Origin of the sequence: Bradyrhizobium sp. BLXBL-01, from assembly GCF_051853025.1 — a bacterium.
GTDB lineage: Bacteria > Pseudomonadota > Alphaproteobacteria > Rhizobiales > Xanthobacteraceae > Bradyrhizobium.
In genome coordinates this window covers 4056630-4075703 of record NZ_CP182471.1, presented here as the reverse complement: position 1 = coordinate 4075703, position 19074 = coordinate 4056630, and the positions used below count along the sequence as shown (strand labels likewise).

The following is a 19074-nucleotide window of genomic DNA, read 5'->3' as shown; positions in this document are numbered from 1 at the left end:
GGGCGATGACAGGACCGCGCTTACTCCTTGTCCGCGGCCATCCGCGCCTTGACGATCTTGTCGGGGTTCTGCACCGGCTCGCCGCGCTTGATCTTGTCGACGTTCTCCATGCCCTCGGTGACCTTGCCCCACACCGTGTACTGGTTGTCGAGGAAGCGGGCGTCGTCGAAGCAGATGAAGAACTGGCTGTCGCCGGAATCGGGATTGGCGGCGCGGGCCATCGAGGCGGTGCCGCGCACATGCGGCTCCTTGTTGAACTCGGCCTTCAGCTTCTTGCCCGAGCCGCCGGTGCCGGTGCCGTGCGGGCAGCCGGTCTGCGCCATGAAGCCCTCGATCACGCGGTGGAACACGATGCCGTCGTAAAAACCCTCGCGGACCAGCTCCTTGATGCGCGCGACGTGGCCCGGCGCGAGGTCGGGCCGCATCTCGATGGTGACGGGGCCCTGCGTGGTCTCGAGGATCAGGGTGTTTTCGGTGACGCTCATGCTCGTCTCTCTTGCGTTGGGGGTGAAGTCTTGTCGGGTGACGTTTTGCGGCTGCGGAACTGGATCGCGAATGGTCGCCCCGCGGCGGCACCGGCCATTGCATCGGTAAATGGCACCGGCGTGCAGCGTTGCAACGCCTCCATCACCGCGATCCGGTATTGCAGCCGGTCATTGTCGGAGGCCTCCGCGGATTCATAGGTAATCCTCGGATGGCCCAGAATGTTTCCGGCCCGGTTAAAGCTCACGACGACGGTGATGTCGAGGGGGCGCGCCCTGGCCGGCGACGGCGGTCTCCAGCAGGTGCGCAGGTGCCGGAAGATGTCCTGGATCGTGTCGACCCGGGCGGCCTCCGCGGCGGCACGGGAGGTGCCGAGCAGCAGCATCGCGGCAATCAGCAGGAGCCTGCCACCGCGGCGCGCCATGGCCGCGCCTATTTGACGTCGGAGGCGACCTGCACCTTCACCATCTTGTCGGGATCGGTGACGGAGCCGCCGGGCGAGCCGGGGGGCGCCTTCTTCAGCTTGTCGACGACGTCCATGCCCTGCACGACCTCGCCGATCACGGTGTACTGGCCGTCGAGGCTGCCGCCGTCGGCGAACATGATGAAGAATTGCGAGTTGGCGCTGTCGACGCTGTCGCCGCGCCGGGCCATGCCGACGATGCCGCGGGCAAAATGCACCTTGGAGAATTCCTGCTTCAGGTTCGCATATTTCGAGCCGCCGGTGCCGTTGCCGTTCTGGCCATCGCCCGTCTGCGCCATGAAGCCATCCATGACGCGGTGGAACGGCACGTTGTTGTAGAAGCCTTCGCGCGCGAGCTGCTTGATGCGTTCGGCATGCTGGGGCGCGATGTCGGTCCTGAGCTTGATGACGATGCGGCCCTTGGTGCTGTCGATGACGATGGCATTGGCCTTGTCGAGATTTGCCGGCAATTGCTGTGCCGCCGCCGGCACCGCGAACAGAAGCGCGGCAAGAACTGCGAGAATTCGGATCATGACAACTCCGGATCAGAAAGAGAAGGAAGCGCGCCGTTATCCGGCGAATTTGGCCTTGAGCTGTGCCGCGACCTGCGGCGGGACGAAGGCCGAGACGTCCCCGCCCATGCCGGCGATCTGGCGCACCAAAGTGGCGGTGATCGGGCGGACCATGGGAGAGGCCGGCAGGAAGACCGTATGCACCTCGGGCGCCATGGCCTCGTTCATGCCGGCGAGCTGCATTTCGTAGTCGAGGTCGCTGCCGTCGCGCAGGCCCCGGATCATGATGGTCGCGCCATGCTTGCGCGCCGCGGTGACCGACAGATCGTCAAACGTCGTCGCCTCGAGCACGCAGCCGGCCTGGGCCGCGATCGGGCCGCAGACGTCCTCGAGCATCTTCAACCGCTCCTCGGTCGAGAACAGCGGCTTCTTGCCGGGGTGCACCCCGATTGCGACCACAAGCCTGTCGCACAAGGAAACGCTGTGCCGGACCACGTCCAGATGGCCGTTGGTGATGGGGTCGAAGGAACCTGGGTAGAAGGCAATGCGCGGCATGGCCCCGTCCTACCGCGCCCGGCCCGGGCCGGCAAGCCGGGCAGGTTCCTTGTCCGTTTCCGGTCCAGTCACACGTAGATGTCTCCCCAGACGTCGGCAACGGCCGGTTTGTTTCGTCCTGCGGGTAGCCACGAAACAAAACGGACCGCGAACGAAACCATTTCCGGCGCCCGCGAAGACGTCCGGAAACTGGCCATGGTTACTAATCCGGCCAACGAACGACGGGTCGCATGCTGGGCGCAGGCGGCCGCATCACAGGGGACTGTCAATGATCAAGGCTCTTTCAGCGATCGCTCTGTCTGCGTGTGTTGCCGCGGCCCTCACCCTCCTGCCCGGCTTTGCCCCGACGGTCGAAGCCAGCGTGCCGCAGCCGCTGGCCAAGAGCGACCGGCTCGATATCCGCACCGTCGGCCGTGACTGCTCGCAGCAGGCCTGGCCGAATTTCGAGGCGTCCTGCCTGCGCCGCGCCGGCAGCAAGGCCAATGTCCGGGAGGCGCGCCTCGTGACCGCCGACCGCACGCCGTAGTCGGATCTGTCAGTTTCGCGTCAGGAAGGTCCCTCAAGATAAACCCCAAGATAAATCCCATGGCTATTTGCGACGTCTCGTCGCAGACTGCGTCATGCTCGCGCCCGTCGGAATGGCCCGCCGGGCGCGATTCCATTGGGGGATTTGCCGTTGTCCAGCACACCTGCAGTTGCCTCCGGCCACCACCCTGATGCACTGCCGGTTGCCATGACCATGGGCGCCCTCGGCGTGGTCTACGGCGATATCGGCACCAGTCCCCTCTACGCCCTGAAGGAAGCCGCCAAGGCGGCTGCCCATGGCGGTACACTCACTCACGACGCTGTCCTGGGGGTTGCCTCGCTGATCCTGTGGGCGCTGCTCCTGATCATCTCGCTGAAATATGCACTGCTGATCCTGCGCGCGGACAACCGCGGCGAAGGCGGCATCGTCGCCCTCCTGGCTCTGCTCCACGCGCGTAACGCGCAAGCCGGCACCTGGCGTGCGCATCTCCTCGTCGTCGGTCTCGTCGGCGCGGCCCTGCTCTATGGCGACGGCGCGATCACACCGGCGATCTCCGTGCTCAGCGCCATCGAGGGCCTCAAGGTCGATGCCCCCTCGCTCGCACCGGTGGTCGTGCCCGTCACCGTCGCCATCCTGATCGGGCTGTTCATGATGCAGAAGCAGGGCACCGGCTTCATCGGCCGCATCTTCGGCCCGGTGATGCTGGCCTGGTTCGTCGTGCTCGCCGCGCTCGGCATCCACGGCATCGTCAAGGCGCCGGCGGTGCTGGCCGCGCTCAGCCCGTTTTATGCGTTCAATTTCCTGATCCACCAGGATTTTCACGTCTCCTTCGCCATTCTCGGCGCCGCCTTTCTCGCGGTGACCGGGGGCGAGGCCATGTATGCCGACATGGGCCATTTCGGCCGCTTGCCGATCCGGCTCGCCTGGTTCGCGATCTGCCTGCCCGCGCTGGTGCTGAACTATTTCGGCCAGGCCGCGCTCTTGATCACCGATCCCACCATGATCGAGAATCCGTTCTTCCAGCTTTGCCCGGACGCCCTGCACTATCCGCTGGTCGCCTTCTCGGCGGTCGCGACCGTGATCGCCTCGCAGGCGATCATCTCCGGCGTGTTCTCGCTGACCCAGCAGTCGATCCAGCTCGGCTTCCTGCCGCGCATGCAGATCCGCCACACCACCAGCGACGCGATTGGCCAGATCTACGTGCCGCTGGTGAACTGGCTGCTCGCTGCGGCAACCCTCGGGGCGGTGCTGAGCTTCGGCACCTCGGACGCGCTCGCCGGCGCCTATGGCATCGCCGTGTCGCTGCTGATGGCCATCACGACGCTGCTCGCCGCGCTGGTGGCGATCCAGTGGGGCTATTCGCCCTGGCTGGTGGCCGGCGTGAACGGGGCATTCTTCGTCATCGACCTGATCTTCTTCTCGGCCAATTCGATCAAGCTGTTCGAGGGCGGCTGGTTTCCATTGCTGCTCGCCGGCCTCGTCGCCTTCCTGATGCTGACCTGGCGCGCCGGCGTGAGGCTGGTCGAAGCCGCGCGCGGCCAGCTGCGCCAGCCCGAGGAGGATCTGATCGAGACCGCGGTCAACAGGTGCCATGCGAGGCTGCCCGGGACCGCCGTGTTCCTGGCCTCGGCGCCGCGCGGCGTGCCGCTCGCGCTCACCCAGTTCGTCAAGCACAACCGCGTGCTGCACGAGCGCGTGCTGCTGGTCACCGTGCTGATCGAGGAATCCCCGCACATTCCCGACGACGAACGCGCCGAGGTGATCGAGATCATTCCCGGCATCACCCGCGCGATCCTGCACTACGGCTTCATGCAGAACCCGACGATCTACGAAGGCCTGAAGCTCGTTTGCCAGCAGGGCAAGCTGCCCGGCATCGACCTCTCCGAGATCACCTATTACGTCGGCCGCGAAACCATCATCCCGCGCGAGGACGTCCCGGGCATGTGGGTCTGGCGCGAAGGCGTGTTCGCCTTCCTGCAGCGCAACGCCGAACGCTCGGCCGCGTTCTTCGGCGTGCCGACCAAGCAGGTGGTGGAGTTCGGGACGGAGCTGGAGATTTAGGGAAGCTCGCCAGGCTGCATGAGACAGGTGCGAAATGTTCAACGAGCCGCCTCTGCAGCTGAAGCCTCGGCTGACGATCTCGGTCGATCAGGTGCAGTCAATCGTCCGTCGGATGTCTCCGAACGCGTCGGTGCTGGACGTCACCGAACTGCATGGCGGCGAGATCGGTACTGTCCTTGAGGTCGCGCTGGCGGATTCGCCAGCCTGCATCCTCAAGGCCTACCCTGCATCGCTGCAGTGGAAGATGGCAAAGGAAGTCTACGTTCTTGGGCTTTTCCGTGACCTTGACATAACCGTTCCCAGCGTACTGTTCGCCGACAACACGCGATCGGTGATCGACCTCAACTACGTCCTGATGACCAAGCTTGACGGCACGGTGCTCGGCCGGCGAGAGGCGGTGCTGACAGACGCACAGCTGTTCGAAATCTACGCCGAGATGGGCGCGGCGCTCCGCAGGATCAATGACATTGCCCTCGACAGTTTTGGCTATATCGGCCCCGACGGGGTGTGGACGGCATATCCGAGCAATCATGCCTACATGTCCGCGCAACTCGAAAGGAAGCTGAAAGAGTTCTGCGTGCGGGGCGGTGATCCCGCACTTGCCGAGCGGCTCCGGGATAGCGTTGTGGCTCACCAGCATCTGTTGAAGGCGGCAGTTGTCCCTCGCCTGTGCCATTACGACTTCCACGCCGGAAATATCCTGGTGACGTCGCAGGGCGATCCGCACCTGTCCGGCATCGTCGATTTCGAGAATGCGACGTCCGGTGATCCGCTGATGGATATCGCGAAGGCGATCTATTATTTCACAGCGAAGGACGCGCCGAAGCGAGAAGGATTGCTCGCGGGCTATGGCAAGATCGAGCGCCCTGACTGGCAGGAGACGCCCGATCTCTACCGCATGTACTGCACGCTGGAGCTATGGTGCTGGATGGCACAGATCGGCAAGCACGAGGCGCTTGCCGATCTTACCAAGGAGCTCGCGAGCGCTGCATAGAACAGGGCATCACGCCCCGTTGCCGTTCTCGCCGTTGCCGCTCTCGGCCTCTTCCGTGATGTGCTCGACCGAGACGACGTGCTCGTCCTCGGCAGTGTCGAACACGATCACGCCTTGGGTCGAGCGGCCGGCGATGCGGATGCCTTCGACCGGGCAGCGGATCAGCTGGCCCTTGTCGGTGACCAGCATGATCTGATCCGCCTCCTCCACCGGAAACGAGGCGACGAGATTGCCGTTGCGGTTGTTGACGCTCATGGCGACGATACCTTTGCCGCCGCGGCCGGTGGTGCGGTACTCGTAGGACGAGGTCCGCTTGCCGTAGCCGTTGACGGAGACGGTCAGCACGACCTGCTCCTGCGCCGACATCTCGACATAGCGCTCCTGCGGGAGCTGGAAGCTGCCCGAGGTCTCCTCGGCCTCGGCATCGGCCGGCGCCTCGTCCGCGGCGGCTTCGCCCGCGACCGCGCGGCGCATCTTCAAATAGGCCGAGCGCTCGTCCGAGGTGGTGTCGACGTGGCGCAGGATCGCCAGCGAAATCACCTTGTCGCCTTCGCCGAGCGCGATGCCGCGCACGCCCATCGAGGTGCGCCCGGTGAACACGCGCACGTCGGTGACGGGGAAGCGGATGCACTGGCCGCCGGCCGCGGTCAGCAGCACGTCGTCGCGCTCGGTGCAGATCTGCACGTCGACGATCGCCTCGTTGTCGTCGAGCTTCATCGCGATGATGCCGGAGCGGCGCACGTCGACGAAGTCGGACAGCTTGTTGCGCCGGACGTTGCCGCCCGTGGTCGCGAACATCACGTCGAGCTGGCCCCAGGTCGATTCATCCTCGGGCAGCGGCATGATGGTGGTGATGCGCTCGCCCTGCTCCAGCGGCAGGATGTTGATCATGGCCTTGCCGCGCGCGTTCGGCGCGGCCATCGGCAGCCGCCAGACTTTTTCCTTGTAGACCTGGCCGCGCGAGGAGAAGAACAGCACCGGAGTATGCGTCGAGGCGACAAAGAGCCGGCTGACGAAGTCCTCGTCGCGGGTCTGCATGCCGGAGCGGCCCTTGCCGCCGCGGCGCTGGGCCCGGTAGGCCGACAGCGGCACGCGCTTGACGTAGCCGGCATGCGAGACCGTGACGACCATGTCCTCGCGCTGGATCAGATCCTCGTCCTCGACCTCGCCCTCCTGCTCCATGATCACGGTGCGGCGCGGCGTTGCGAACTCCGCCTTCACCTCGGCAAGCTCGGTCTTGATGATGTCGAGGATGCGCGCGCGCGAGCGCAGGATGTCGAGATAATCGCTGATCTCGCCGGCGAGCTTGGACAGCTCCTCGCCGATCTCGTCGCGGCCGAGCGCCGTGAGGCGCGCCAGGCGCAGCTCGAGGATCGCCCTCGCCTGCTCCAGCGAGAGGCGGATCGTCCCGTCTTCGTTGATGCGGTGACGGGGATCGTCGATCAGCGTGATGATGTCCTCGACGTCGCGCGCGGCCCAGTCGCGCGTCATCAGGGTCTCGCGCGCCGCAGCCGGCGTCGGCGAGTGCCGGATCACCTTGATGATCTCGTCGATGTTGGCGACCGCGATGGCCAGGCCGACCTGCTCGTGCGCGCGCTCGCGCGCCTTGCGCAGCTTGTATTTCGTCCGGCGGGTGACGACCTGCTCGCGGAAGCCGACGAAGATCGTCAGCATGTCCTTCAGGTTCATGGTCTGCGGACGGCCGCTATCGAGCGCGACGGCGTTGACGCCGAAGCTCGTCTGCAGCGGCGTGAACTTGTAGAGCTGGTTCAGCACGACGTCGGGCACGGCATCGCGCTTGAGCTCGACGACGACGCGGTAGCCGTCGCGGTCGGACTCGTCGCGCAGGTCGGAGATGCCCTCGATCTTCTTTTCCTTGTAGAGCTCGGCGATGCGCTCGACCATCGTCGCCTTGTTCACCTGATACGGGATCTCGGTGATGACGATCGCCTCGCGCTCTTTCCGGATCGTCTCGAAGGTGACCTTGCCGCGCATCACGATGGAGCCGCGGCCGAGATGATAGGCGCTGCGGATGCCCTGGCGTCCGAGGATGATGCCGCCGGTCGGGAAATCCGGGCCCGGGATGATGGCGTTGAGCTCGTCGATCGTCAGCGCCGGATTGTCGATCAGCGCGACACAGGCATCGATCACCTCGCCGAGATTGTGCGGCGGGATGTTGGTGGCCATGCCGACCGCGATGCCGCCGGCGCCGTTGACGAGCAGGTTCGGGAACCGCGCCGGCAGAACCACCGGCTCTCTTTCGGAGCCGTCGTAATTGTCCTGGAAGTCGACGGTGTCGTCGTCGATGTCCTCGAGCAGCTTCAGCGCGATCTTGGTCAGGCGCGACTCGGTGTAGCGCATGGCCGCCGGCGGATCGCCGTCGACCGAGCCGAAATTGCCCTGGCCGTCGATCAAGGGCGCGCGCATCGAGAAGTCCTGCGCCATGCGCACCAAGGCGTCGTAGATCGCCTGGTCGCCATGGGGGTGGTACTTACCCATGACCTCGCCGACGGCACCGGCGGACTTCTTGTGCTTCTTGTCCGGGGTGTCGCCGCGATTGTTCATCGCGAACAGGATGCGGCGGTGCACCGGCTTCAACCCGTCGCGCGCATCGGGCAGCGCACGCGCCACGATCACGCTCATGGCGTAATCGAGGTAGGACTTCTTCATCTCCTCGTAGATGGAAACGGGGCGAATGTCCGAGGGGTGCGCCGGCTGGTCGCCGGGCTTGTTGTCGTCGTCAGCCAAGGGGGAATCCGGTGAGGTTTTGTCTGGGAATCATATAGCGCATCCGGGGTCGGATAACCACCCTGGCAGCCGCTCGGAAAGCGCTTTTTCCGCTTATTTTTCCAATAACTTACGGCCTCAGAGCCGCGCCCTGGACGGCCACGGAATCGACCCTCCAGAACCACCCGCAACGCCGGCCTGAACACCAGGGAAGCGGCGCCCCGTCAGCCAGCTTTCCGCTGCGCAACGGACCTCACCCCAAACATGAAGCGGGCCCGGAAAATCCGAGCCCGCCCAGCCAATTAGTAAGGTTTGCTGACCCGATGCGGGAAGCGCGATCGAAATCGCCGCCTCACCGGGCCGAGCGGTCCGCCCGCTCAGAACGGGATGTCGTCGTCCATGTCGCTGTTGCGACCGCCGCCAGCGGCAACCGGACGGCGCGGCGCGCTGCTCACGGGTCCGGAGGAGCCGAAATCGCCGCCCGGCTCGTCGGCGAAGCTGCCGCCTCCGCCGCCGCCACCGCGGCCGTCCAGCATCGTCAGCGTCGAGTTGAAGCCCTGGAGCACGACCTCCGTCGAGTACTTCTCGACGCCGCTCTGGTCGGTCCATTTGCGGGTCTGCAGCGCACCCTCGATGTAAACCTTCGCGCCCTTCTTCAGATACTGTTCGACGACCTTGCAAAGCGGCTCAGAGAAGATCACGACGCGATGCCACTCGGTCTTCTCCTTGCGCTCGCCGGTGTTCTTGTCGCGCCAGGTCTCCGACGTCGCGATGCTCAAATTCGCGATCGGCCGCCCGTCCTGGGTGCGGCGGATTTCAGGATCCTTGCCGAGATTTCCAACCAGAATGACCTTGTTGACGCTTCCCGCCATCGCCGCTCTCCACTCCGAATGCCACTGAATTTCAAAGGGGCCAATCCCGCTGCCCGCGTTTCTCTGCGCCCGTCGAGGCGACCCTATACGCTTGCGGGCACCGCTCAGCCTGCCACCCCCAGGGTTATCCCCACATATAGCATCGCGCTCAGATCTGTTCCAGATTTGTTCTTTATAGCGGTAGAGCAAACATTCGGCCGGCCGCCAACGAAAAGAGCAGCACTCCGATGGAACTTTTTTGGGTTCCCGTGAACGACGAAAACCGCTTAACATTCATCAAGTTGTTCCACCTCAGTTGAGCCGCGAGTGTGGCATTCCGGAGACGGACTCTGCCCTTTCCTTAGGCTACCTTTGCCTCGGAATTGGTTCATATGGGCGTCGCGCCTGATCAGCCGCTTCGGGGACTTTCGTGAAGCGGACGTAACTGGGGAGACTGCAATGAATAAGGTTCTATTTGGCGCAATCAGTGTACTGGCATTGGGGCTGTCGGCTCCGGCAGGCGCGGCAGATCTTGCCGCGCGGCCCTACACCAAGGCTCCCGCTCCGGCGGTCGCTGCGATTTACGACTGGAGCGGCTTCTACATCGGCATCAACGGCGGCGGCGGCACGAGCCACAAGTGCTGGGACTTCCTCGACACCACCGGCGTCGTCACCGGCGTTCCCGGTACCTTCGTCGGTGAAGGATGCCACAACGCGACCGGTGGCACTGTCGGTGGCCAGATCGGCTATCGCTGGCAGTCGGCCAGTTGGGTGTTCGGCGTCGAAGGCCAGGGTAACTGGGCTGACTTCTCGGGCGACAACGTCAGCACCGTCTTCCCTGGAAGCGCTTTGGTCACCGGTGACCGCAACCGCTCGCGCATCGATGCTTTCGGCCTGATCACCGGCCAGGTCGGTTACGCCTGGAACAACGTCTTGTTCTACGTCAAGGGCGGCGGCGCCGTGGTCGGGGACAAGTACGACGTTTATGCCGCGGCCGGCACGCCGGGCGCCGGCACGCTGCTGGCGTCGGCTCGCGAGACCCGCTGGGGCGGCACCGTTGGCGCCGGCCTGGAATTCGGATTTGCTCCGAACTGGACGCTCGGCGTCGAGTACAACCACATCTTCCTCGGCGACCGCACAATCGGTTTCACGACGCCTGCGGGCGCCGTGTTCGGGAGCGATCGCATCAGCCAGGATGTCGATATCGGCCTGGTCCGGTTGAATTATCGCTTCGGCGGCCCGCTGATCGCGAGGTACTGATATCCCTCTGATTTTGTGAGTGAATGCAAGGGCCGGCCCGCTGCGCCGGCCCTTCTTTTTTGCGGCACGATGCCTGGACGTAAATGAGTCAGCAACCATCACCTTTTCGACTGTTGTGGCTTTTCGGAGACACAACTTGCGGCTTTGGTGGTGTAAACACGGCGTCAGTTGGGCCGTTGAGTCCGATGCCCTTCCGCGACGGAAGGCAACAACAGAAACTGGGACTGGGATTAAGTTGAAAATGAAAAAGGTTTTGTTGGCTTCGGCCTGTGTATTCGCTCTTGCGGCCCCCGCTTCGGCTGCTGATCTGGCAGCCCGCCCCTACACCAAGGCTCCGGTGGCTGTGGCCTCGGTCTACAACTGGACCGGCTTCTACCTCGGTATCGTCGGCGGCGGCGCTTGGGAGAACGGTTCCGGCGACCCGCGGATGAAGGGTGGCTTCGTCGGCGGCACCGGCGGCTATAACTGGCAGACCGGCAACGTCGTGTTCGGCGTGGAAGCCGACGGCTCGTGGGCTGATGTCAATGCTTCGGTGACCACCCCTGTTCTCTTTGGCGGCGCTATCGTTCCCGTGACCACGAGCTCGCGCATTGATGCGCTCGGCACTGTGCGCGGCCGTATCGGTTGGGCCGTCAACAACGTGCTGTTCTACGCTACGGGCGGCTACGCCTGGATCGACAACAAGATCACCGTCAGCTCGCCCTTCGCAAGCGTCTCGGACAGCAAGTGGCATTCCGGTTGGACGGTCGGCGCTGGCGTCGAGGCATTCTTCGCGCCGCAGTGGTCGGTCAAGGGCGAGTATCTCTATCGCAGCCTGGGCGGCGAGACCTACTTCTCGGGTATCGGCGCTCCGGTGAACACCGGCACGCTCAACCTTCACACCGTGCAGGTCGGCGTGAACTATCACTTCGGTGGCCCGGTCGTCGCGAAGTACTAAGCTTCGTCTCTGACGCACCCGCGTTACGAAAGGCCGGCCTCGCGCCGGCCTTTTTGTATTTGTTGCGGCCGCCCCGTTCGTTCGCGTTTTCGGACGGATGTGGCGGCCGGGTGACACAACTTTTGGCTTCAATGGTGTAAAGCAATGACGTTACTTGAGTCATGAGGTCCGCTGCTCTTCCGCTCTCCGGAAGACCGGAATGAGAAACGGAAGTGGGGAATGGATATGAAGAAGCTTTTGCTGGCTTCGGCCAGTTTGTTCGCACTCAGCGCGTTGGCACCGGCCTCGGCGGCCGATTTGGCGGCCCGCCCCTACGCCAAGGCTCCGGTGGCGCCGATCGCGGTGTACAACTGGAGCGGCTTCTACCTCGGCATCAACGGCGGCGGTGCATCGAGCCGCAATTGCTGGGATCTCAATGCCGTGCTCGGTGTGGCAATCCCGGTCGTGTCCGAAGGCTGTCACAACGCGACCGGCGGTCTCGTCGGCGGCCAGGTCGGTTATCGTTGGCAGTCGGCTAACTGGGTGTTCGGCCTTGAAGCCCAAGGCGACTGGGCCAACCTGAAGGGATCGAACGCGAGCCCGCTCGCCGCTTTCGCACCCGTGGTCAATCAGACCAGAATCGATGCCCTCGGCCTGTTCACCGGCCAGGTCGGCTACGCCTGGAATAACGTGCTCTGGTACGTGAAGGGCGGCGCCGCGGTCACGCACGCCAAGTATGACGGCCTTCTCGGCGGCGTGGTCTTCGATAGCGCGAGCGAGACGCGCTGGGGCGGCGCAGTCGGCACCGGCATCGAATTCGGTTTCGCACCGAACTGGTCCGTTGCGATCGAATACGACCACTTGTTCATGGGCGGCCGCAACGTCAATTTCACGGTGCTTGGCATCAACGACCGGACCGACCGCATCAAGCAGGATGTCGACATGGGCACCGTTCGCCTCAACTACACCTTCGGCGGCCCGGTCGTCGCGAAGTACTGATCTTCCAAGTCACATCGTCACGAAAGGCCGGCCTCGCGCCGGCCTTTTGCTTTGGGCGGGCTGTTCCGACAGGGGTTCCGCAGCGCTCCTGCTGCCAGATGCCGCCAGCGCGCCAACAATCCGTTGACGATTCGCAACTCCCACTGGAAATCCGCCGCCGTTCTTCCTACGTTCGCTGCCATACCCATCGGCGCCGATCCCGGTTCCGGGCGAAGCGCGCCTTTTGCATTGGCGCGATCGCGCGTCTTTGGATTCCTCGAGGACCTCTGGGATGGACGAAGTGATCAGGGCGAAGCGCCAACAACAGAACGCGGGCTCGAGCCTGCGCGCAATTACGATCCGCGGCGCGCGCGAGCACAACCTCAAGAATATCGACGTCGAGATTCCCCGCGACAAGCTGGTGGTGTTCACCGGCCTATCCGGCTCCGGCAAATCCTCGCTCGCCTTCGACACCATCTATGCCGAGGGCCAGCGCCGCTACGTCGAATCGCTGTCGGCCTATGCCCGCCAGTTCCTGGAGATGATGCAGAAGCCCGACGTCGACCAGATCGACGGCCTGTCGCCGGCGATCTCGATCGAGCAGAAGACGACGTCGAAGAACCCGCGTTCCACCGTCGGCACCGTTACCGAGATCTACGACTACATGCGCCTGCTTTGGGCGCGCGTCGGCGTGCCCTATTCGCCGGCCACGGGCCTGCCGATCGAGAGCCAGACCGTCTCGCAGATGGTCGACCGCGTGCTGGCGCTGCCGGAGGGCACCCGCCTCTATCTGCTCGCCCCCGTCGTGCGCGGCCGCAAGGGCGAGTACAAGAAGGAGCTCGCCGAATGGCTCAAGAAGGGCTTCCAGCGCGTCAAGATCGACGGCACCTTCTATGAGCTGGCGGAAGCCCCGAGCCTCGACAAGAAGTTCCCGCACGACATCGACGTCGTGGTCGACCGCATCGTGGTGCGCGCCGATATCGGCCAGCGCCTCGCCGAGAGCTTCGAGACTGCGCTGAAGCTCGCCGAAGGCCTCGCCGTCGTCGAGTTCGCCGATGCGCCAGCGGCGGCTGCCCCTGCGGAGGAGAAGAAGAAGACCGCAAAGATCCACGACAAGAGCGGCCCCGAGCGCATCCTGTTCTCGGAAAAGTTCGCCTGCCCGGTCTCCGGCTTCACCATCCCCGAGATCGAGCCGCGCCTGTTCTCCTTCAACAACCCCTACGGCGCCTGCCCCGCCTGCGGCGGCCTCGGCGTCGAGCAGCATGTCGACGAGGACCTCGTCATCCCCGAGAAGGATCTGACGCTGCGCAAGGGCGCGATCGCGCCCTGGGCCAAATCGTCATCGCCCTATTACGTGCAGACGCTGACCGCGCTCGGCAAGCACTACAAATTCACACTCGACACCAAGTGGAAGGACCTGCCGAAGAAGACGCAAAACGCGATCCTCTACGGCTCGGGCGAGGACGAGATCAAGTTCTCCTACGAGGACGGGGTGCGCTCCTACGACACCAAGAAGCCGTTCGAGGGCGTCATCACCAACATCAACCGCCGCTACCGCGAGACCGAGAGCGAGTGGGCGCGCGAGGAGCTGGCGAAATACTTCCACGACGTGCCCTGCGAGGGTTGCAAAGGCTTTCGACTCAAGCCCGAGGCGCTCTGCGTCAAGGTCGGCGGCAAGCATATCGGCGAAATCTCGGAGCTGTCCGTGAAGGGCGCCGGCGCATGGTTCGAGACCGTGCCGGAGGCGCTGAACGCGCAGCAGAACGAGATCGCGGGCCGCATCCTGAAGGAGATCCGCGAGCGCCTCACCTTCCTGCTCGACGTCGGCCTCAATTATCTGACGCTATCCCGCTCCTCCGGTACGCTGTCCGGCGGCGAAAGCCAGCGCATCCGCCTGGCCTCGCAGATCGGCTCGGGGCTCACGGGCGTGCTCTACGTGCTGGACGAGCCCTCGATCGGCCTGCATCAGCGCGATAATGCCCGCCTACTCGATACGCTGAAGCGGCTGCGCGACCTCGGCAACACCGTGGTCGTGGTCGAGCATGACGAGGACGCCATTCGGCTCGCCGACTACGTGCTCGACATCGGCCCCGGCGCCGGCATGCATGGCGGCAACATCGTCGCCGAAGGCACGCCCGCCGAGATCATGCGCAACCCGAAATCGCTGACTGGCAAGTACCTCACCGGCGAGCTCGAGGTCGAGGTGCCGGAGCGGCGTCCGCCGAACCACCGCCGCACCATCAAGGTGGTGAACGCGCGCGGCAATAACCTCAAGAACGTCACGGCGGAGATTCCGCTCGGCCTGTTCACCTGCGTCACCGGCGTCTCCGGCGGCGGCAAGTCGACGCTGCTGATCGATACGCTCTACCGCGCCATCGCCCGCAAGCTCAACAACGCCAGCGAGGGCGCCGCCCCGCACGACCGCATCGAGGGCCTCGAGCACATCGACAAGATCATCGACATCGACCAGTCGCCGATCGGCCGCACCCCGCGCTCGAATCCTGCGACCTACACCGGCGCCTTCACGCCGATCCGCGAATGGTTCGCCGGCCTGCCGGAAGCGAAGGCGCGCGGCTACGAGCCCGGCCGCTTCTCCTTCAACGTCAAGGGCGGCCGCTGCGAAGCCTGCCAGGGCGACGGCGTCATCAAGATCGAGATGCACTTCCTGCCCGACGTCTACGTCACCTGCGACGTCTGCAAGGGCAAGCGCTACAACCGCGAGACGCTGGAGGTGCTGTTCAAGGGCAAGAGCATCGCCGACGTGCTCGACATGACCGTCGAGGAAGCCGCCGAGTTCTTCAAGGCGGTGCCGCGCGTCCGGGAGACTTTTCAGACATTGCACCGCGTCGGGCTCGATTACATCCATGTCGGCCAGCAGGCGACGACCCTCTCGGGCGGTGAAGCGCAACGCGTCAAGCTGGCAAAGGAATTGTCAAAACGCGCCACCGGCCGCACGCTTTACATCCTGGACGAGCCCACCACCGGCCTGCACTTCCACGACGTCAAGAAGCTCCTGGAAGTGCTGCACGAGCTGGTCGCCCAGGGCAACACCGTCGTCGTCATCGAGCACAATCTCGAAGTCATCAAGACCGCCGACTGGGTCATCGACTTGGGCCCCGAAGGCGGCGACGGCGGCGGCGAGATCGTCGCCTGGGGCCCGCCGGAAGATATTGCGAAGGCGCCGCGGAGCTATACGGGGAAATTCCTGGCCCCGGTGCTGGAGAAGGCGCGAAAGCCGAAGCGGAGGCGTGCGGCGAGCGAGGCGGCGGAGTAGGTTGCGCGTCCGGAATGTGACGACGCACATGTCTGAGGGAGAATGAACTTTGCCTGCCGGACTTGTGCAAACCTTTCGCGCGTTCGCTCATAACAATGCCTGGGCAAACCATCGGCTGCTCACGGCTTGCGCTGCTCTGTCTCAGGTTGACTTCGAAGCCCACCGAACCGGCTTCTTTCCAAGCCTGCAGCGTACGCTGAACCACATCTACGTCATCGACCTCTTCTACATCGATGCACTTGAAGGTGGCTGGCTCGGACCGGCAGTCTGGAAGAACGAGGTGCCGTACCCTTCCCTCGTCACGCTCAAGCCGGCGCAAGCCGCAGTCGACGAGCGCTTGATTGCTGTCTGCGATGCACTGACGCCCGAGAGTCTCAATACCGTCGTGAGTATCAACCGCGACACGACCGTGCAGGCCGAACGCCGCGACCGCCTGCTCATGCATCTCTTCCAGCATCAAATTCATCATCGCGGACAGGCGCATGCCATGCTGTCCGAAACAAGCGTCGCACCGCCTCAGCTTGACGAGTTCTTTGCAGAGGGAGAAGCATCGCTCCGCGCCAGCGAATTCGCCGAACTTGGTTGGACCGAAAACACTGTGTGGAAATCCTAGTTCAATAACTGGATGATCGAACGGCATCCCTTTCACGTGCCCTATTCCCTCGCCATCTTCGACCTCGACGGCACGCTCGCCGACAGCTTCCCCTGGTTCCTGCGCACCATCAACGATGTCGCCGACCGCTTCGACTTTCGCCGCGTAAAGGATGAGGATGTCGAGGAGCTGCGGCATGCATCGAGCCGCGAGATCCTCGCCCGGCTCGAAGTGCCCTTGTGGAAGCTGCCGGCGATCGCGCGGCATGCGCGGCGGCTGAAGGCGGAGGCCGCTTCCGAGATCTCGCTGTTTTCGGGCGTCGAGACGATGCTGCGGACGCTGGCCGAGAACGGCGTGCAATTGGCGCTGGTGACTTCCGACAGCGAGGCCAATGCCCGCGAGAAGCTTGGGCCTGCCGCGGCGTTGTTCGCGCATTTCGACTGCTCTGCATCGCTGTTCGGCAAGGCTGCGAAATTCCGCCGCGTCATCCGCCGTGCGGGTGTCGAGCCCAGCAAGGTGATTTCGATCGGCGACGAGGTTCGCGACATCGAGGCGGCGCGCGCCGTGGGAATTGCCTGCGGCGCCGTGTGCTGGGGCTATGCGGCACCGGCGGCATTGCGGGCGCTGGGGCCGGATCATGTGTTCGACCGGATGGATGAGATTGCGGATGTGTTGTGCCGGATCCGTAGGGTGGGTTAGCCTTGCGGACTGCGCGAAGCGCAGACCGCTTGGCGTAACCCACCACTTCGGTCACCGCGGACACCAAAGAGGTGGGTTACGCTGACGCTAACCCACCCTACGCGACCACACCTTACTCCGTCCTGCGCAAGAACGCCCCGAACGCGCGCGGGCCGTCGCCGGTCCTGATCTCGCCGATCACCTTCAGCTCGGCCGCATCGATGATGCTTAAGGTGTTGCTCTCCCAGCAGGCGACGATGACGCGCTTGCCGTCGGCGGTTGCCGCGATGCCTTCGGGATAATCGCCGACATTGATGCGCTTGAACGGCTTGAGGCTCGCCAGATCGAACACGCTGACGGTGCCGCCATATTGGTCGCTGACGAAACCGCGCCCTGGCGTCAGCGCCACCGCATACGGGCGCATGCCGGCCGGCACGCGGCCGATCTCTCGAGCCTCTGCGATATCGATCACGGAGACATCGTCGGAGCCGACATTGGCCGTGTAAGCGCGCTTGCCCTCGGCATCGATGGTGACGCCGAACGGGCGGGTGCCGACCTTGATCACCGCCTTGCGCTGGCGCGTCGCCGTGTCCACCACGGAGACGCTGTCGTCGTCGCGGTCGGCCGAGAGCAGCAGCTTTCCGTCGGGCGTCACCGCAAGGCCCGAGGGCGAGGCGCCGACCGCGATGCTGGCGACAACGCTGCGCGAGGCCGTATCGATCACCCGCACCGCGGCGGCGTACCAATCGGCGACATAGACCGTCTTGCCGTCGGGCGCGACCGCAATGCCGAGCGGCCCGCCGCCGACCTCGACGCGGCCGGCGACCTGCCGCGTCGCCGCGTCGACCACTGTGACCGCCTTGGCATCCGGGCTCGTGACATAGGCAAAGCGCCCATCCGCGCTGACGGCGATACCTGCCGGCTTGCCGCCGATCGGGATGGTCGCGACGCTGCGCGCGCCAGCGAGGTCCACGACCATCAGATCGTCGCTGAGCTGGTTGGTGACGAACGCCTCCTCGGCAGCTGCGCCGCCGAACCCGGCATGACAAAGGCTGGCGGCGAGCGCCGCCAGAACCAGCGCCCTCACGATCAGCTGCCGCTCTCGATCTTCTTCTTGAGCGCCTCGAGCCCGGCTTTGTACAGCCCGCTCACGGCCTTGATCGCGGCCTCGTCGCTCAGCTCCGGCGGCGGGTCGTTGTTGGGATAGCCGCGATAGAACGCGGCGGCCCATTCCAGCTTCGCCTTGCCGTCCGGCGCGGGCGAGACCGTCAGGGTCGAGGAATAATTGGTCACCGGCAGCACCTTCACGTCCACCCTGGTGATCCGATAGGAATAGCTCTGCATGTCGGGCTCGTATTTGTAGAGCTCCTCCTCGACCGTGGCGCCGCCCGTCAAGGTGAGTTTCCGCGTCGCGCCGATCTCGTTGCCCTTCTCGCCTTCGGTCTTGGTGACCGGCTGAAGCCAGCTCATGTCCTGGAAATTGCCGATCATCGCCCACACCTTGGCCGGGGCCGCGTTGATCTCGATGGATTCCCGCACCTTCTGCCGCGTCGGCCCGTGGGCCCGGGCCGGCTCGAAAGCGGTGATCAGAGCCATCCCCGCTACCCCCAGCGCCGCCACCCCGGCGAGCGCCGCTCCGCTTCTCATCCTCATGTCGTTTCCTCGTTTCTCAACCTGCGCGACTTGGAACGCGCGCTGAATTCATCGTAGCGCATTTTTGGACCGTGGGGAGACCTGTTCGTGGCGCGGCTGTGGCAGGCGCAATGCACACCATTGATTGGGTGGCCGGACGGGCAAAACACCAGACCGGGGTCAACATGGCCACGCCGAAATAATTCGCTTTACTCGAATTCGGAATTGTCGCATGTTGGCCCCACCTCAACCCGGGCCGAGGGGCGCATCGCGATCGTCACGAACGCGGGATGGGAGGCGGTGGACGCAGGCAGCGTCGCGCGCAGGTGGTTTGCAGGGCGGGTCACTCCGTGAGCAGGCGATGCGCGCACACGACGGGCGCAGTCTGCGTACGGCAAAATCGTGTGGTCCTGGCGCCCGGGGTCTGTGCGCCAAGGTTTGCGGTGACGTTGCGGCCCGACCGGGCTCGCACCGTCAGTCATCCGCAAGGCGACGGGGGCAATAGTGCATCGCTCCCCGGGGAGAGCACGACATAAGCCGTCAACCCACTGCGCAGGGAAGGCCGGATGTTT

At 64.6% G+C, this 19074-nt stretch carries 17 protein-coding genes; 9 read left to right on the top strand and 8 right to left on the bottom strand.

Annotated features, from left to right (window positions below):
* Positions 1-20: 20 nt before the first annotated feature.
* From ACNJYA_RS18920 to coaD, 4 genes are read right to left on the bottom strand one after another with little or no spacing between them, the layout of a single operon-like run.
* Entirely contained in the window at positions 21-485 is a 465-nt protein-coding gene (locus ACNJYA_RS18920) for a peptidylprolyl isomerase (RefSeq protein WP_018642141.1), read from the bottom strand.
* Positions 482-907, bottom strand: coding sequence for a hypothetical protein (locus ACNJYA_RS18915; protein WP_439367372.1), 426 nt, complete (start codon positions 905-907; stop codon positions 482-484). Before ACNJYA_RS18915 ends, ACNJYA_RS18920 begins: the two co-directional genes overlap by 4 nt.
* Before the next feature lie 8 nt (positions 908-915).
* Positions 916-1479: a peptidylprolyl isomerase gene (locus tag ACNJYA_RS18910; RefSeq protein WP_439367370.1), complete on the bottom strand. Its 564-nt coding sequence runs from the start codon at positions 1477-1479 to the stop codon at positions 916-918.
* 36 nt (positions 1480-1515) lie between these two features.
* A complete protein-coding gene (gene coaD, locus ACNJYA_RS18905) occupies positions 1516-2013 on the bottom strand; it encodes a pantetheine-phosphate adenylyltransferase (RefSeq protein ID WP_172783711.1) in 498 nt (165 codons plus the stop codon).
* A gap of 268 nt (positions 2014-2281) precedes the next feature.
* Here coaD and ACNJYA_RS18900 point away from each other — a divergent pair, with 268 nt between their 5' ends.
* From ACNJYA_RS18900 to ACNJYA_RS18890, 3 genes are all read left to right on the top strand, one after another.
* Positions 2282-2539, top strand: coding sequence for a hypothetical protein (locus tag ACNJYA_RS18900; RefSeq protein ID WP_172783710.1), 258 nt, complete (start codon positions 2282-2284; stop codon positions 2537-2539).
* 207 nt (positions 2540-2746) lie between these two features.
* Positions 2747-4600: a potassium transporter Kup gene (locus ACNJYA_RS18895; RefSeq protein ID WP_439367489.1), complete on the top strand. Its 1854-nt coding sequence runs from the start codon at positions 2747-2749 to the stop codon at positions 4598-4600.
* Positions 4601-4634: 34 nt separating this feature from the next.
* On the top strand, positions 4635-5594 hold the full coding sequence (locus tag ACNJYA_RS18890) for a phosphotransferase family protein (RefSeq protein ID WP_439403375.1): 960 nt from the start codon (positions 4635-4637) through the stop codon (positions 5592-5594).
* 9 nt (positions 5595-5603) lie between these two features.
* Here ACNJYA_RS18890 and gyrA read toward each other — a convergent pair whose 3' ends face one another.
* Both gyrA and ACNJYA_RS18880 read right to left on the bottom strand, forming a co-directional pair.
* Positions 5604-8342, bottom strand: coding sequence for a DNA gyrase subunit A (gyrA, locus tag ACNJYA_RS18885; RefSeq protein WP_439367366.1), 2739 nt, complete (start codon positions 8340-8342; stop codon positions 5604-5606).
* A gap of 356 nt (positions 8343-8698) precedes the next feature.
* Positions 8699-9193 (bottom strand): single-stranded DNA-binding protein, encoded by a 495-nt coding sequence (locus ACNJYA_RS18880; protein WP_172783707.1) that lies wholly within the window; start codon positions 9191-9193, stop codon positions 8699-8701.
* Between the two features lie 438 nt (positions 9194-9631).
* Here ACNJYA_RS18880 and ACNJYA_RS18875 point away from each other — a divergent pair, with 438 nt between their 5' ends.
* The 6 genes from ACNJYA_RS18875 to ACNJYA_RS18850 all read left to right on the top strand — a co-directional run bounded on the left by ACNJYA_RS18875 (position 9632) and on the right by ACNJYA_RS18850 (position 16891).
* Positions 9632-10432, top strand: a complete 801-nt coding sequence (locus ACNJYA_RS18875; protein WP_172783706.1) for an outer membrane protein — start codon at positions 9632-9634, stop codon at positions 10430-10432.
* Positions 10433-10673: 241 nt separating this feature from the next.
* Complete coding sequence (locus ACNJYA_RS18870; protein ID WP_172783705.1) at positions 10674-11369, top strand: outer membrane protein; 696 nt, start codon at positions 10674-10676, stop codon at positions 11367-11369.
* 225 nt (positions 11370-11594) lie between these two features.
* Positions 11595-12347: an outer membrane protein gene (locus ACNJYA_RS18865; RefSeq protein WP_172783704.1), complete on the top strand. Its 753-nt coding sequence runs from the start codon at positions 11595-11597 to the stop codon at positions 12345-12347.
* Positions 12348-12618: 271 nt separating this feature from the next.
* Positions 12619-15600: an excinuclease ABC subunit UvrA gene (gene uvrA, locus ACNJYA_RS18860; RefSeq protein WP_439403374.1), complete on the top strand. Its 2982-nt coding sequence runs from the start codon at positions 12619-12621 to the stop codon at positions 15598-15600.
* 49 nt (positions 15601-15649) lie between these two features.
* Positions 15650-16213, top strand: a complete 564-nt coding sequence (locus tag ACNJYA_RS18855) for a DinB family protein (RefSeq protein WP_439403373.1) — start codon at positions 15650-15652, stop codon at positions 16211-16213.
* A gap of 36 nt (positions 16214-16249) precedes the next feature.
* On the top strand, positions 16250-16891 hold the full coding sequence (locus tag ACNJYA_RS18850) for an HAD-IA family hydrolase (RefSeq protein ID WP_172783822.1): 642 nt from the start codon (positions 16250-16252) through the stop codon (positions 16889-16891).
* Between the two features lie 112 nt (positions 16892-17003).
* Here ACNJYA_RS18850 and ACNJYA_RS18845 read toward each other — a convergent pair whose 3' ends face one another.
* Together ACNJYA_RS18845 and ACNJYA_RS18840 are read right to left on the bottom strand one after the other, a co-directional pair.
* Positions 17004-17957 (bottom strand): cytochrome D1 domain-containing protein, encoded by a 954-nt coding sequence (locus ACNJYA_RS18845; protein ID WP_439403372.1) that lies wholly within the window; start codon positions 17955-17957, stop codon positions 17004-17006.
* 2 nt (positions 17958-17959) lie between these two features.
* The gene (locus ACNJYA_RS18840; RefSeq protein ID WP_212257156.1) at positions 17960-18523 is read right to left on the bottom strand and encodes an SRPBCC family protein; all 564 of its coding nucleotides are present in this window, start codon (positions 18521-18523) and stop codon (positions 17960-17962) included.
* Positions 18524-19074 lie beyond the last annotated feature (551 nt).